This window comes from Actinomadura formosensis (assembly GCF_050948385.1).
GTDB lineage: Bacteria > Actinomycetota > Actinomycetes > Streptosporangiales > Streptosporangiaceae > Spirillospora > Spirillospora formosensis.
Genome location: NZ_CP192011.1, coordinates 5,222,493 through 5,236,973, shown reverse-complemented (window position 1 = coordinate 5,236,973; position 14,481 = coordinate 5,222,493). Strand labels below are relative to the sequence as shown.

Below are 14,481 nucleotides of genomic sequence, written 5' to 3'. Positions count from 1 at the left end.
CTACCCGATTACCCCGCGCCGGTCACGTGGGGGAGTTCACCAGGCTGCGCGCCGCCATCGTGAGATAGTCCCAGAGCTGCTTCTCCAGCGGCTCGGGCAGCTCCAGTTCCTCCACCGCGACCCGCATGTGCCGCAGCCACGCGTCCCGCTCGGCCTCGCCGATGACGAACGGCACGTGCCGCATCCGCAGCCGCGGATGGCCGCGCCGCTGACTGTAGGTGTTCGGGCCGCCCCAGTACTGGATCAGGAACAGCCGCAGCCGCTCCTCGGCGGGCCCGAGATCCTCCTCGGGGTACATGGCACGAAGCTCGGGGTCGCTCGCGACACCCCGGTAGAAGCGGTGCACCAGCCGGCGAAAGGTCTCCTCGCCGCCGACCGCCTCGTAGAACGTCACCTGTTCAGCCATAGCGCTCCCCACCCTATGTGAGATGCCCCCCGATCCCCACCTTGATCGGTTACGGCGCCGGGGTGGCCACCATGACGCCCGCATCGTCGAACGCGCGCTTGACGCGTTCGCGCAGCTCGCGGGCGACGTCGCCCTGCTTGCCCGGTGCGGTCTTCAGCACCATGCGGATCACGATGGCGTCACCGGCGAGGGCCTGCACGCCCCACACCGACGGCTTCTCCAGGACGAGGTCCTGCCACGGCGAGTCCGCGGCCATCTCGTCGGCGGTGGTCTGCAGGATCTCCTTGACCTTCTCGGTGTCCTCGCGGATGTCGACGGGGATGTCGAGGACGGCGCGGCCCCAGTTCTGCGACTCGTTCCCGACCTTCTTGATCTCGCCGTTCGGGACGTACCAGACGATGCCGTTGACGTCCCGCATCCGGGTGACCCGCAGCGTGACGGCCTCGACCGTCCCCTTCGCGCTGCCCACGTCGATGAGGTCGCCGACGCCGTACTGGTCCTCCAGCAGCATGAACAGCCCGGCGAGGAGGTCCTTGACGATGTTCTGCGCGCCGAAGCCGACCGCGACGCCGATGACGCTCGCGCTGGCCAGGATGGGGGCGAGGTTGAGGCCGAGCGACCCGAGGATGCTGAACAGGGCCGTCCCCATGATCAGGACGGACGCGATCGAGCGCAGCACCGAGCCGAGCGTCTGCGCGCGCTGGGCCCGCCGCTTGTTCAGCAGGACGGGGCTGCCCTCGAAGATCGTCCGGGACCGTTCCCGGGCCCGCTCCGACATCGTCCCCTCGGCCATCCGCAGGGTGACCTTGGTGATCATCCGGTGCGCGATGTTCTTCACGATCAGCGCGACCACGAAGGTGATGATGATCCACAGGAGGGTGGTGAGGGGCTTGTCGAGCCATGTCGCGAAGAACCCGGTGAAGCCGGTGTTGTGCGAGACGTTCCACACGAGCCGGCACGCGGTGGTCGGTGTCTGGTCCTTGCAGGCCAGCTCGGGGGTGCCCTTCTCGGCCCAGGGCAGCAGCGGGCTGCCGGCGAGTGCCGTGGTGGACGTGGTGAGCGACGCGGCGATCGACGACGCGGCCAGTGACATGGTGCAGCCCCTCCCCGGCCATTGTGCTGCCTTGCCGCCTCACAGTGGACTCGCGGCGGGTACGAGCCTGATCGTAAGGGACGGCTCGGACCGGTTCGTACGGCACCCGGGTGAGATGACGCTGACCGGTGGGGGAGAGGATGGTCCGGCGAACGTGCCCCGCGGCCCGCGGCTGCCACGCCGTTCCGGCCACGGCCCGCGGGACACGCCCGGCCGAGGAGGCGTCCGCAGGACGGACGCCGGTCTCAGGAAGAGCCCGGTGCGGTGGTGCTCGATCGAGGAGGTGTCGTGTTCAGCGGTGGCCGCCCGCCTCGCGACCGAGCGGCTGCAGGACGTGCGCCAGCTTCATGGCGGCGCCGCCGACGTCGTCCACGCGGTGCATGCGCTCCCCCCACGACCACCAGAAGTAGTGGTCCTTGCCCTCGGGGGCCGGCGCGCAGGTGACGTCCTCCGCGAGGCTCGCGGCCTCCGGGTTGACGACCCGCAAGAAGGCCGGGCCCGAGCGGGTCCGGACGACGCGGGCGACGAGCCCCTGCGTGTCGAGTTCGTGCTCCAGCTCCTCCAGGTGGCTGACGCGTCTGTCGCTGGCCACCTTCACCACCCCCTCCATGAGCGAGCACCGACCATGTGCCGACCGATATGATCGACTCTCTGAATCCGTCCGGTCACTCCCAGCGAGAATTGCAATTCTCACACTGGTGAGTCAAGGGCCCGTCCGGCCCGCGCGGTACCGGATTGCCCCACCTCAGAGGAAGGGGTCTCTCCCCCGGGGGAAAAATCTCTACCCGTGAGGGGCGGGAGACCGCCCCGTCGGCCCCTCTTCGCCGAAACCGCTTGGCGGCCACTGTGACGAGGGTTACGCTGCGTGCGCGAGAGATTATCTGTCGTGGCCAACCAGTGACCGGTCGCCGTGGCAGGGACGGCCGGCCGCTCTTCCCCCCAGGGCACGGCGTCCCGGCACGACGATGAGGAGGCCGGAGTCGATGTCGGATCCCCCCCCGAAAGAAACGGACGTGGCTCGCCGCATCCGTGCGCACGGCCTTGCGCGAGGTCACGGGCCGGTCCGGATCGCGCAGGACATCCATGAGCAGTGCGGGCCGTTATTCGGCACCAGCCGGATCAAGGCGCACCGCCTTGCCCACGGGGTCGCGCTGTCCGACATCGTGGCGCAGGTCCGGGCCCTCTACGAGGTCGACGGCAAGCCGCCGCCCCGGCTCGGGGAGACGCTGCTGTCCGCCTATGAGAGCGGGTACAAAAGACCCGGTCCCGAGTACCTGCACTACCTCTGCGCCGTGTACTGGGTGGAGCCCGACGCGCTCGACTACCAGGGGCCCTGCATCTGCGGCCGCGGTCACGCGGGCCGTACGGGCGCCCCCGGCGTCCCCCAGCCGCGCGCCGCGGATCGGCGTCCGGCGCCCGACCCCGACGCGCTCGTCGGGGCGATCGTGCCCAGGGCCGAGGAGCGTCCCTGGGCGACCGTGAACGACGCACGGGGCCCCGCCCGTGCCGACGGCCCCCTGACCATTGACGTGGGTGAGGAGGACATCGTGCTTCGTAGGACCCTTCTGCAACTTCTGGCCGGGGCGGGCGTGGCGCTCGACGGTCAGTTCCTCGGGGCCGTCGACGGCCTGCGCCGCAAGATGGACGACACGCTCGTCGGCGCGACCGTCTCGCCGACCATGCTCGACCAGTGGGAGGAGACGACCTACGGCTACGGCCGGCAGTACCAGGCGACCCCGTCCCTCCGGATGCTCTGCGACGTCCTGCTGGACTTCAGCGAGGTGCGGCGCATGTGCGACAAGCGGCAGCCGGTCGAGTTGCAGGAGCGGCTGTGCCGGATCGCGGCGCAACTGGCCGGGCTGTCCGGGCTGATCATGATCAATCTTGGCGACCACCGGCTGGCCCGCTCGTTCTTCCGCACCGCGCGCACCGCCGCCGACGAGACCGGAGACCGGCAGTTGCGCGCCTGGGTGACCGTCCGCGAGTCGCTGGTGCCGATGTACTACGGCGACCCGCGCGAGGCGCTGCACCTGGCCCGCAAGGCCCAGGACCTCGCCGGCCGGACCCCCGGCGTCGCCGCCGCCATGGCACCCGCCGTGGAGGCGCGTGCGCTCGGCATGCTCGCGCTGCGCGGACGCGGCGACGCCGCCCCCAGCGCCCGCCGCGCGCTCGTCCGCGGCCGTTCGGTGTTCGACCAGCTGTCCAAGGCCGATACCAGTGACCTGGTGTTCGGGTTCACCGACCGGCAGATGGCCTTCTACGAGGGCGACACCTTCACCAACCTCGGCGACCACAAGCACGGTGACGAGGTGCTCAGCCACGCCCTCACCCTCTACTCGCCCACCGACCGCGTCGACCTGACCCTGGTGCGCCTCGACCGTGCGATGTGCAAACTGCACGCCGGCCACCCGGACGCCGCGCTGGCGGCCGGCCAGGAGGCCATCCTCGACCTGCCGGCCGACCACCGCTCCGACATCCTCGTGCACCGCGCCCGCCAGATCGGCGCGGCCGTCGCGGCCAAGCACGGCGAGATCCCGGCGCTGAAAGAGTTCTACGAGGCGCTCGCAGGCCCCTCGGTGACGAGCCCCGCCCCCATGCCCCCGGCCGAGCAGGTCTGACCCGGCATGGGTCCGCCCGACAGCGCCTCCTGGCAGAGCCACCTCGTCCGCGTCCAGGCCGAACCCCCGATATGGCGGTTCGGGGACCTCTGGCTCCGCCGCTACCGCGCTGCCGACCACGCCACCGTCCTGGCCCTGCACCGCGAGGGCCTCGCACAGGTCGGCCTGCGCCCGGGCGACGGCGTCTACTACGACCACGACTTCTTCCGCATGGAGGACATCTACCTCCGCAACGACGGGGAGTTCCTCGTCGGCGAACTCGGCGACCGGATCGTCGCGATGGGCGGCCTGCGCCGCGCCGACCTCATCCCGGGCGGCCACGCCCGCGCCTTCGGCGCCTACACTCCCGAACCCTCCGCCCTGGACGCCGTGGAGATGGTGCGCCTGCGCGTCCTGCCCGCCGTCCAGCGCCGCGGCTACGGAGCCGCCCTGGTCCAGGCCCTGGAGGAACGCGCCGCCGAATACGGTTACCGCGTCCTCCGCGCGGACACCACCGAACTCCAGACCCCCGCCCTGGCCCTCTACCGCAAGTTCGGCTGGACGGAGACCCGCCGCGAGACCATAGGCGGCATAGTCAACGTCTACCTGGAAAAGCCCCTGCCCTGACCCGCCGGCCGCGGTGCCCCCACCGCGGCCTCCTCCGCCGAAGAGCCGAAGGTCAGGCCGGTCCGGGCGGCCATGAAGGTGAGGGTGTCGGCCATCAGGTCGACCGAGCGGCTCACCGAGCGGGCCGCGTGGCCCACCTCCGCCTCGTTGCGCAGGAGGATCGGCGCGTCGGACGCCGTCGCGTGCTGGAGAGCGGCGCAGAGCTTGCGGGCGTGCAGGGGGTCCACACGGGTGTCGCTGCCGAACGTGGTGAACAGGACGGCCGGGTAGGCGGTGCCGGGGTGGACGTGGTGGTACGGGGAGTAGCCGATGAGCCAGCCGAACTCCTCGGGGTCGGAGACGGTGCCGTACTCGTCGTTCCAGGTCTGGCCCAGGCCGAACTTCTCATAGCGGACCATGTCCAGCAGCGGAGCCGAGCACACCACCGCCGCGTACAGGTCGGGACGCTGGGTCAGCGCCGCGCCCACGAGCAGGCCGCCGTTGGAGCCGCCGGAGATCGCGAGCCGGGCGGGGGTCGTCAGACCGTCCGCGATCAGTTTCTCGGCGGCGGCGTGGAAGTCGTCGAACACGTTCTGCTTGTGTTCCCGCATGCCCGCGCGGTGCCATTCCTCGCCCTCCTCGGACCCGCCGCGCAGGTTCGCGACCGCGTAGACGCCGCCCGCCTCCACCCAGGCCAGGATGCTCGCCGAGTAGGACGGCGTGAGCGAGACGTTGAAGCCGCCGTACCCGTACAGGACCGTGGGGCGCGGCCCGGACAGGCCGGGACGGGACGCGACCAGCATCCGCACCTCGGTTCCGTCCCGCGAGGTGTAGGTGATCTGGCGTGTCTCGATCTCGGGGACGGAGACCGTGCCCGGAGCCGACGCCCACAGCGTCGTCTCGCCGGTGCGCGCGTCGTAGCGCATCACCGAGGACGGCGTGACGTTGTCGGTGTAGCCGAACCACGCCTCGTGCCCGCCCTCGGGCCGCTCGATGATCCCGCCGATCGAGCCGAGCCCGGGGGTGGGGACGGTTCCGACACGTTCGCCGGTCTCCAGGTCGTGGACGGTGATCTCGCTGATCGCGTGCCGCGTCCAGCCCGCCAGCAGGATGGGGCGGTCCAGGGCGTCCAGGATCGCGAAGTCGGTGAGGACGGCCTCGGGGTCTTCCGGAATGAGGTCCCGCCACCGGTCGTAGGACAGGTCGGAGGGGTCGGCGACGCACAGGCGGGATCGGGGCGCGTCGCGGTCGGTGAAGACGTAGGCGCGGCCGTCGCGTCCCACGTGCAGGCCGGTGCCGGCGTCCACACCCTCCTGGACGGCGCGCAGGTCGGGTGCCTCGGGCGAGGAGGCGGACAGGTCGGCCAGCCACAGGTCGTTGCGCGGCGCCGTGCCCTGCGAGGAGGAGATCGTCAGCCAGCGCCCGTCCCGGCTGACCCCGACCCCGTAGTAGTTGGTCTTGTCCAGCCCCTCGCCGAAGATCAGCACGTCGTCGGTGTCGGGCTCGCTGCCGACCTTGTGCAGGTAGACGCGCCGGTGGTACTGCTCCTCGCCCTCCGGGACGTCCCGGGCGGGCAGCCGGCGCGCGTAGTAGTACGCCTCACCGCCGGGCAGCCACGCCACCGACGAGTACCGCACCCGGTCGATCGGCCCCTCGACGCGCTCGCCCGTCGCGACGTCCATGATGTAGAGCAGCGACTCCTCGTCCCCGCCGGTCGAGATCTTGTACGCCAGGAGGCGTCCCTCCTTGTCGGGCTGCCAGCCGTCGAGCGTGGTCGTCCCGCCGGGGTCGAGGGCCATGGGGTCGATCAGGACGCGTTCGGTGCCGTCCGGGCCGGCCGTGTAGAGGACGGGATGCTCCTGGTCGGCGGCGCGGCGGGTGAAGAACCGCCGCTCACCCCGCCACACGGGGGAGCCGACGCTGCCCGCGCCGAGCAGTTCGCCGAGGCGCTCGCGCAGGACGTCCCGCCCGGGCAGCGCGTCCACGGCCTTGTGGAAAAGCGTGTCCTGGGTGGCGAGCCACTCTTTGGTCTCGTCGCCGTCGGCGTCCTCAAGCCAGCGGTACGGGTCCGCGACCCGGTGTCCGTGGATGGTCTCGACGATGTCCTGGCGCGGCGCGGGCGGGTACGGCGTCATGGATGCACTGTATTGGCCCCGCCGCCCTGCCTGTCCCGTACATTCCGACCCGCCCGAACGCGCGGTCGCGTTCGATCCGGCCTCCGATGGGGGAATATTGGGGTAGCGGACGCGCTCCTCAGACGCCACACTGAGGTGGGTCGGTTCGCCCCTGGGGAGGTCCTCATGGCGAGTGCGCAGGAACCGGAGACAATACTCGGGCCTCGGTTCGAGGCGCGGTCGGCCGCGCCCGCCGAGGCGAACGACCGGCAGAACCCGGTGGAGGCCGTCTGATGCGGCAGGTCCTCCTCCTGAACGCGACGTACGAACCACTCACCACGCTGCCGCTGCGGCGGGCGGTCTGCCTCGTGCTCCGGGAGAAGGCGGAGATCGTCCACCATGACACCTCCGGCGCCGAGCTGCATTCGGCCACGATGACGATCGAGGTGCCGTCCGTCATCCGGCTGCGCCGCTACGTCCGCATCCCGTTCCGGACCCGGGTCCCGCTGACCCGCGCGGCCCTGATGCGCCGCGACAACTTCCGCTGCGTCTACTGCGGGCGCCGCGCCGAGACCATCGACCACGTCCATCCGCGCAGCCGGGGCGGCAAGCACGTGTGGGAGAACTGCGTCGCCTCCTGCATGACCTGCAACCACAGCAAGGCCGACCGTCTCCTGTCCGAGCTGGGCTGGACGCTCAGCGTCACGCCCGCCGTCCCGCGCGGGGCGCACTGGCGTCTCATCGGCCTCGTCCACGACGGCGATCCCCAGTGGGCCGCCTACGTCACCGAACCCGCGGCGTGACCGGCGACCCCGTATCCTGGTGACGTGCCTCGTTATGACTACCGCTGCCGCGCGTGCGGGTCGACCTTCGAGGTCTCCCGCCCGATGATCAACGCATCCGATCCGGCCCCGTGCCCGGAGGGCCACGACGACACGGTCAAACTGCTGTCCACGATCGCCGTCACCGGCACGTCCCGCGCCACGGCGCCCCCGCCGAAGCCCGCCGGCGGCGGCTGCTGCGGCGGGGGTTGCTGCTCCTAGCCGGTCTGAGCCTCCTGGGCCGTGCGCATGGCGCGGCCGGTCGCGGCGGCGTCGTAGCTCGTGGGGACGCCTTGCAGGAGGACGGCGGTGCCCTCCATGTTGTCGGTGCGCATGGGCAGGATCGCCCGGTAGGCGTCCGACTCGTACCAGGCGCGGGCCTTTTCCATGTCGGGGAACTCGATCAGGACGTAGCCGCCGTCCACCGGCCCCTCGATGACCTCGGGGGTCGTTCCGTGGACGAGGAAACGGCCGCCGAACGGGTCCATCGTGTCCTGGATGCGCTCGATGTAGGTGAAGACGTCGTCGTGCAGGGGCGGCTGCGGGTGCAGGTGGGCGAGGGCGTAGGCGGTCATCGCGGGCTCCTTCGGCAGGTGTGGGTGCAGGGCGGCCCTGCACCCACCACTCTCGTGCGGAGTGAGAACGAAGGCGATTACCCGCCGGGTAATGCTCAGCCGTTGAGGCGGTCGAGCTGCGACACGTCGCGGGCGGCGCCGGTGGAGGCGGAGGTGGCCATCGCCGCGTAGGCGCGCAGTGCGGCGCTGACGGGGCGGTGCCGGTCGCGGGGGCGGTAGCCGCCGAGGTCGGCGAGCAGCTTCTCTCGGCGGATCCCCAGCTCGTCGGCCGGGACGTCCAGCTCCAGCAGCCGGTTCGGGATGTCGATCACGACGCGGTCGCCGTCCTCGACGAGCGCGATGATGCCGCCGCTCGCGGCCTCGGGAGAGGCGTGCCCGATGGACAGCCCGGACGTCCCGCCGGAGAACCGGCCGTCGGTGATCAGCGCGCACGCCTTGCCGAGCCCGCGGCCCTTGAGGAAGCTCGTCGGGTACAGCATCTCCTGCATGCCGGGGCCGCCCTTCGGGCCCTCGTAGCGGATCACGACGACGTCACCCGCCTTGACCTTGCCGCTGAGGATGCCCTCGACGGCGTCGTCCTGCGACTCGAACACGACGGCGGGGCCGGTGAAGGTCCACAGCTCCTCCTCGACCCCGGCGGTCTTGACGATCGCGCCGTCGGGGGCGATGTTGCCGCGCAGGACGGCGAGGCCGCCGTCGGCGGTGTAGGCGTGCTCGGCGGAGCGGATGCAGCCGTTCTCGCGGTCGAGGTCGAGTTCCTCCCAGCGGGCGCTCTGCGAGAACGCGGAGGTGCTGCGGACGCCGCCCGGCGCCGCGTGGAACAGTTCCACGGCCTCGGGCAGGACGCCGGGGGAGCGGATGTCCCACTTGGCGACGAACTCGTCCAGGGACGCCGAGTGGATCGAGTGGGCGGAGCTGTTCAGCAGCCCGGCCCGGTTCAGTTCGCCGAGCAGGGCGGGGATGCCGCCGGCGCGGTGGCAGTCCTCGACGTGGTACTTGCCGGTCGCCGGGGCCAGCTTGCAGACGCACGGGACGCGGCGGGACAGCGCGTCGATGTCGGCGAGGCCGAAGTCGACGCCGCCCTCGGTCGCGGCGGCGAGCAGGTGCAGGATCGTGTTCGTGGAACCGCCCATGGCGATGTCCAGCACCATGGCGTTCTCGAACGCGTCGCGGGTGGCGATGTTCAGCGGCAGGACGGACTCGTCGTCGCCCTCGTAGTACCTCTTGGCGATCTCGACGACGGTGCGGCCGGCGTCCTCGTAGAGGCGGCGGCGGGCGGTGTGGGTGGCGAGGACGGTGCCGTTGCCCGGCAGCGCCAGCCCGATCGCCTCGGTGAGGCAGTTCATCGAGTTGGCGGTGAACATGCCGGAGCAGGACCCGCAGGTCGGGCAGGCGCTCTCCTCCATCGCCAGCAGCGTGTCGTCGGCGACGGACCCGTCCGCGGACGCGATGATCGGGTCGATCAGGTCGAGCTTGTTGCCGCCCATCACGCCCTCGACGGGCTTGCCGGCCTCCATCGGGCCGCCGGAGACGAACACGGCCGGGATGTTGAGGCGCAGCGCGGCCAGCATCATCCCCGGGGTGATCTTGTCGCAGTTGGAGACGCAGACCAGGGCGTCGGCGCAGTGCGCGTTCACCATGTACTCGATCGCGTCGGCGATCACCTCGCGGGACGGCAGCGAGTACAGCATCCCGTCGTGGCCCATCGCGATGCCGTCGTCCACGGCGATCGTGTTGAACTCGCGGGGCACGCCGCCCGCCTCGCGGACCGCGCCGGCGACGACCTTGCCGACCTCGTTCAGGTGGACGTGGCCGGGCACGAACTGGGTGAAGCTGTTGGCCACCGCGACGATCGGCTTGCCGAAGTCCTCGCGTTCGACGCCGCTGGCCCGCATGAGCGCGCGGGCGCCCGCCATGTTCCTGCCGTGCGTGACCGTGCGTGACCTGAGCGGTGGCATCGAGACCTCTCCAACCTGTGACATGCCGTGCCGGCGAGTTGTTCCGGGAGCGTCGTTCGCAGCGGCGGATCGCGACGCTGCCGCCGGCGCTGCGGAGGTCGCGCATGGGCCGGCCGGTGACCCTCGATGCTACCAACCGCCGGGAGGGCATGGAAAAAGCGCCGGTCTCCGGGGGGCGGACACCGGCGCTGCCGGGGCTCGTCGTTGAGCCTTCGGGTGGGCGGCCCGGGGAAGCAGGCCGCCCGCGGCCCTCGCGGTGACTCAGTCGGGGTACTTCGGCGGCAGGGCCTTCTCGGCCGCCTGGAAGATGCGCTGCACGTCGCTGTCGGTGAGGATCTTCGGGCGGCGGCGCAGGTACGCGCGCGCCCGGTTGCCCGCGTAGACGTCGACGTCCCGCACCCGCATGACCTTCCACGGGATGGACGGGCCGTAGATGGCCACGGAGGGCTGCACGGGCACGTCGAAGCCCACACGTTCGGCGAGGATGCTGCTCGCCATCTGGGCCTCCCAGCGCGCCTCGTCCAGCCGGTCCTTCTTGTTGAAGGGGCCGTGGAAGAGCTTGAGGTGGGACATGGTGCGCACGGGGAGACGCTTGTCCCACTTCTCGGAGTCGATGGCGTAGACGCCGCTCGGCCCGATCACCAGGTGGTCGATCCGCCCGTCGCTGACGCCCTCGTCGTCTCGGGGAACGGCCCGCGCGTGCAGCACGAGGTACCCGTTGCGCTCCAGGGACCTCAGTTGCCGCTCGGTGCGCCGTTCGGCGGCCGAGGACTTCTGCCAGGCGGTGACGGAGGAACTCCTGCGGGACGTCCGGACGACGTCGCCGATGACCACCAGGACGGCCACGGCGAGCCCGAGCCGCCAGCCGGTCACGAGCGTGACGGCGATGCCCGCGGCGACGGCCGCGCCGGCGCGCCACAGCCACCGGCGTACCTGGGGGTCGTCGAGCGCGGCCGCGGCGCGCTCGTCGGGCCGTTCCTTCAACGGCGCCGGGTGATGGTGCTCACGTGTTTCCTCCGGCCGTGCCTCGTCCGCCCGCGTCTCCTCGGATTCGGCCTGGGGCCGGCCCCCGGATCCCTGCGTGTTGCCCCGCTCCGTGATCGCCATAAGTGACGCTCCGTATTCCTTTCCTATCGGGGGCATGATCCTCCGTGCGCAGAGTAATCATCCGGCCGGTCGGCGACTAGTCATGCAGGGTTAATAGTTTTGTTGCCATCAGGACAGTGGGTAACTTACGGTACGGAGGGGTACGCCGATACTCTTCTCCCTTCCCCCCGCAGTGTCCCTGTCCTTTTGGATACCCGTGTACATGGCGTCTAGCGTTCCGGTTTGTGACACGAACCCATGACCTCAGCGCCACCCGGATGGCCGCCGCCGTCCGCACCGGGGAAGTATCTCCGGTCGAGCTCGCCGAGCACTACCTGGACCGCATCGAACGGCTGAACCCGCAGGTCGGTGCCTATGTGACGGTCACCGCCGAGCGGGCTCTGGAGGAGGCACGGCAGGCCGAGAAGGCGGTGCTGGGCGCGGCCGACCCGGCAGACCTGCCGCCGCTGCACGGCGTCCCGGTCCCGATCAAGGACCTGAACATGGTGCACGGGGTCCGGATGACCTGCGGCTCGTCCGCCTTCTCCGAACTGACCGGGTTCGCGGACGACCATGTCGTGTCAAAGCTGGCGCAAGCGGGATCTGTTACGGCAGCTGTAGATCGTGAATTTGGGGATGTCGCTGCTGGTCAGCGGGGCAGCTTGAGATGATCACGATCGGGTGGAGTCCCGGACATGCGGGACGGCCGCCGTGATCTTTGCTTTGTGTGACGAAAACCAAAACCCCGACGACCGTCGGGGGCACGATAGCGCATGCCGAACAGCAGCGGCGGGCCCGGTTTCTGGACGCGGTGATGACCCGGATCGCGGGGTGTTTCCGCAGGTGTGAGCCGCGACGGCTGGCCCGGGAGTTCGTGCTGGGCCTGCTGATGGAGCTGGAGGACCACAACTGCTGGACCTTGGGCGAGGCGCTCGGGCACACAGGCCCGCACCGGCTGCAGCACCTGCTGTCGAGGGCGAAATGGGACGAGCGGCAGGTCCTGGACGAGGTCGCGGCCTGGGCCGTTGAACACTTGACCGGCGGCGACGGTGGCGCCGACGGTGACCAGGACGCGGTGTTCATCGTGGACGAGACCGGCGACGCCAAATCCTCCACCGATTGTGTCGGGGCGGCGCGCCAGTATTCGGGGAGCCTGGGCGGGGTCGCGTTGTGCCAGGTGACGGTGAATCTCACCTACGCCACCGGCCATGGCCACACCATCATCGACCGCCGCCTGTACCTGCCCAGAGACTGGGCGGCCGATGAGGAACGCCGCGAGCTGGCCGGTGTCCCCGAACAGGTCGAGTTCGCCACCAAACCGCAGTTGGCCGCCGCGATGCTCGCCCGCGCCCGCGGCCGCGGGATAGGCGCCGGGTTCGTGGCCGGGGACGAGGTCTACGGCGGCCGAGACCTGCGCACCTGCGTCCGGAGCCTGGGCATGGGCTATGTGATGGCCGTCAAGCACGACCACACCGTGGCCCTCGGCCCGCACACCACCACCGCCCGCAGGGCCGTCCGGCTGATCAGTGACGGCGGGTGGCAGCGCATGCGCACCGGCACCGGGACCAAAGGCGTCCGCTCCTACGACTGGGCCATGCTCGCCATCACACCCGACGACACCCCCGACAGCCACCAGGCCGGTGACCAGGCCGGATGCACGGTCCTGCTGGTGCGCCGGCACCGCTACACCCGCAAACTGTCCTACTACCGCTGCTACAGCCCGACCCCGGTGCCGCTGGCCCGGCTGGTGGCCATCGCCACCGTCCGCTGGAAGATCGAAGAAGACCACCAGCTCGCCAAACAGGCCTGCGGCCTGGACAAAGGCCAGACCACCCGCTGGGTCTCCTGGCACCGCTGGACCTGCCTGGCCCTGCTCGCCTACACCTACCTCGCCGTCACCACCGCCACCGAACGCCACCCCGGCGACCCCGAATTGATCCCCATCACCGTCCCCGAACTGCTACGGCTCATCCGGGGGACCGTCGTACCCCCGCCCCGCACCGACCCCCAGCACCGACACGCATGGTCACTATGGCGCCGACGCCACCAGCAACGAGCCCGAGCCTGCCACCACGCCTGGCACACCTACGCCGAAACCACCCCATGATCACAGCAGGTCAGAGCCGAAATTACAGCTGCCGTATCTGTGCTCATCGGCAAGACGACGACACCCGAGTTCGGGCTGCCTTGCTACACGGAGAGTGACGTTGCGCCCCCGGCCCGGACGCCCTGGGACCTGTCCAGGTCGGCGGGCGGTTCCAGCGGCGGCGCCGCGGCGGCGGTCGCGTCCGGGCTGGCGCCGGTCGCGCAGGGCAGCGACGGCGGCGGCTCGATCCGCATCCCGAGCAGCGCGTGCGGGCTGTTCGGGATCAAGCCGACCCGCGGCCGCGTCTCGCAGGGCCCGATCTTCCCCGACCTGTTCGGGCTGGCCACGAACGGGCCGATCGCCCGGACCGTCCGCGACGCGGCCCTGCTGCTGGACGTGATGTCCGGTCCCATGCCCGGAGACCTGTACAGGGCGCCCCAGGCCGGTGAACCGTTCTCGTCCTACGCCGACCGGGCGCCGGGCCGGCTGCGGATCGCGCGGGGCGCGGAGCCTCCGGTGCCCGGTGTCGAGGTCCACCCGGACTGTGTCGCCGCCTACGAGGAGGCGTCGGCGCTCCTGGAGGAACTGGGCCACGAGATCGTGGAGCTGCCGCCGGTGCTCGGCTCCGATCTGCTCCCGCACTTTGCGACCCTCTGGGGCGTGATGGCGACGATGACCCCCGTCCCGCAGGAGGACGAGCACCTCCTGCAGCCGCTGACCCGCTGGCTCCGCGGCCTGGGCGAGGCCACTACCGCGCCGCAGCTGCTCCAGGCGCAGGCCGCGCTGCAGGGGGCGCTGCGTGCGGCGTTCCCCCTGATGGACGAGTTCGACGCGATCCTGCATCCGACGCTCGCGATGCCGCCCGTCCCCGTCGGCTACTTCCACGGCCAGGAGCCGGAGGAGAACTTCCGGCGCCAGACGCACTTCACCCCGTTCACGGCGGTGTACAACGTTTCGGGGCAGCCCGCTGTGAACGTTCCGCTGCATTGGAACGATGACGGGCTGCCGATCGGGGTCATGCTCGCCGGGCGTCTCGGCGGCGAGGGCACGCTCATCTCGCTGTCCGCGCAGCTGGAGGAGGCGCGCCCCTGGATCGGCCGCAAGCCGGAGATCTGGATGGCGTGACCCCGCCCGCACCG

Annotated in this window: 13 protein-coding genes and 1 pseudogene; 7 read left to right on the top strand and 7 right to left on the bottom strand. The window is 70.9% G+C overall.

Annotation, left to right across the window (positions count from 1 at the left end):
- Window positions 1–28 precede the first annotated feature (28 nt).
- The 3 genes and pseudogenes from ACQP1N_RS24680 to ACQP1N_RS24670 all read right to left on the bottom strand — a co-directional run.
- Window positions 29–406, bottom strand: a pseudogene (locus ACQP1N_RS24680) (globin); the annotation flags it as partial.
- Between the two features lie 49 nt (window positions 407–455).
- On the bottom strand, window positions 456–1,499 hold the full coding sequence (locus tag ACQP1N_RS24675; protein ID WP_433226899.1) for a mechanosensitive ion channel family protein: 1,044 nt from the start codon (window positions 1,497–1,499) through the stop codon (window positions 456–458).
- Between the two features lie 292 nt (window positions 1,500–1,791).
- Window positions 1,792–2,091, bottom strand: a complete 300-nt coding sequence (locus ACQP1N_RS24670; protein WP_433226897.1) for a hypothetical protein — start codon at window positions 2,089–2,091, stop codon at window positions 1,792–1,794.
- A 421-nt stretch (window positions 2,092–2,512) separates the two neighbouring features.
- Here ACQP1N_RS24670 and ACQP1N_RS24665 point away from each other — a divergent pair, with 421 nt between their 5' ends.
- A complete protein-coding gene (locus tag ACQP1N_RS24665; RefSeq protein ID WP_242608673.1) occupies window positions 2,513–4,117 on the top strand; it encodes an XRE family transcriptional regulator in 1,605 nt (534 codons plus the stop codon).
- A gap of 6 nt (window positions 4,118–4,123) precedes the next feature.
- Complete coding sequence (locus ACQP1N_RS24660; RefSeq protein WP_433226895.1) at window positions 4,124–4,723, top strand: GNAT family N-acetyltransferase; 600 nt, start codon at window positions 4,124–4,126, stop codon at window positions 4,721–4,723.
- Here the strand turns inward: ACQP1N_RS24660 and ACQP1N_RS24655 are convergent.
- Window positions 4,699–6,837, bottom strand: a complete 2,139-nt coding sequence (locus ACQP1N_RS24655; RefSeq protein WP_433226893.1) for a prolyl oligopeptidase family serine peptidase — start codon at window positions 6,835–6,837, stop codon at window positions 4,699–4,701. The two genes, ACQP1N_RS24660 and ACQP1N_RS24655, sit on opposite strands and share 25 nt — an antisense overlap.
- A 272-nt stretch (window positions 6,838–7,109) precedes the next feature.
- Between ACQP1N_RS24655 and ACQP1N_RS24650 the strand changes: the two genes are divergently transcribed.
- Together ACQP1N_RS24650 and ACQP1N_RS24645 are read left to right on the top strand one after the other, a co-directional pair.
- A complete protein-coding gene (locus tag ACQP1N_RS24650; RefSeq protein WP_067801195.1) occupies window positions 7,110–7,619 on the top strand; it encodes an HNH endonuclease in 510 nt (169 codons plus the stop codon).
- Between the two features lie 24 nt (window positions 7,620–7,643).
- Complete coding sequence (locus ACQP1N_RS24645) at window positions 7,644–7,859, top strand: FmdB family zinc ribbon protein (protein WP_067801192.1); 216 nt, start codon at window positions 7,644–7,646, stop codon at window positions 7,857–7,859.
- Here the strand turns inward: ACQP1N_RS24645 and ACQP1N_RS24640 are convergent.
- The 3 genes from ACQP1N_RS24640 to ACQP1N_RS24630 all read right to left on the bottom strand — a co-directional run bounded on the left by ACQP1N_RS24640 (window position 7,856) and on the right by ACQP1N_RS24630 (window position 11,277).
- On the bottom strand, window positions 7,856–8,212 hold the full coding sequence (locus ACQP1N_RS24640) for a DUF1330 domain-containing protein (protein WP_067801189.1): 357 nt from the start codon (window positions 8,210–8,212) through the stop codon (window positions 7,856–7,858). The two genes, ACQP1N_RS24645 and ACQP1N_RS24640, sit on opposite strands and share 4 nt — an antisense overlap.
- A gap of 95 nt (window positions 8,213–8,307) precedes the next feature.
- Complete coding sequence (ilvD, locus tag ACQP1N_RS24635; RefSeq protein WP_067801184.1) at window positions 8,308–10,170, bottom strand: dihydroxy-acid dehydratase; 1,863 nt, start codon at window positions 10,168–10,170, stop codon at window positions 8,308–8,310.
- A gap of 261 nt (window positions 10,171–10,431) precedes the next feature.
- The gene (locus ACQP1N_RS24630; protein WP_067801179.1) at window positions 10,432–11,277 is read right to left on the bottom strand and encodes a nuclease-related domain-containing protein; all 846 of its coding nucleotides are present in this window, start codon (window positions 11,275–11,277) and stop codon (window positions 10,432–10,434) included.
- Between the two features lie 224 nt (window positions 11,278–11,501).
- Between ACQP1N_RS24630 and ACQP1N_RS24625 the strand changes: the two genes are divergently transcribed.
- The 3 genes from ACQP1N_RS24625 to ACQP1N_RS24615 are packed head-to-tail and all read left to right on the top strand — an operon-like array spanning window position 11,502 to window position 14,467.
- The gene (locus ACQP1N_RS24625) at window positions 11,502–11,927 is read left to right on the top strand and encodes an amidase family protein (RefSeq protein ID WP_433226889.1); all 426 of its coding nucleotides are present in this window, start codon (window positions 11,502–11,504) and stop codon (window positions 11,925–11,927) included.
- Window positions 11,928–11,983: 56 nt separating this feature from the next.
- Window positions 11,984–13,363 carry an IS701 family transposase gene (locus tag ACQP1N_RS24620; protein WP_433225973.1) on the top strand — a complete coding sequence of 460 codons (1,380 nt, stop codon included), beginning with the start codon at window positions 11,984–11,986 and terminating at the stop codon, window positions 13,361–13,363.
- A 39-nt stretch (window positions 13,364–13,402) separates the two neighbouring features.
- Window positions 13,403–14,467 carry an amidase gene (locus ACQP1N_RS24615; RefSeq protein WP_433226887.1) on the top strand — a complete coding sequence of 355 codons (1,065 nt, stop codon included), beginning with the start codon at window positions 13,403–13,405 and terminating at the stop codon, window positions 14,465–14,467.
- Window positions 14,468–14,481: the final 14 nt, after the last annotated feature.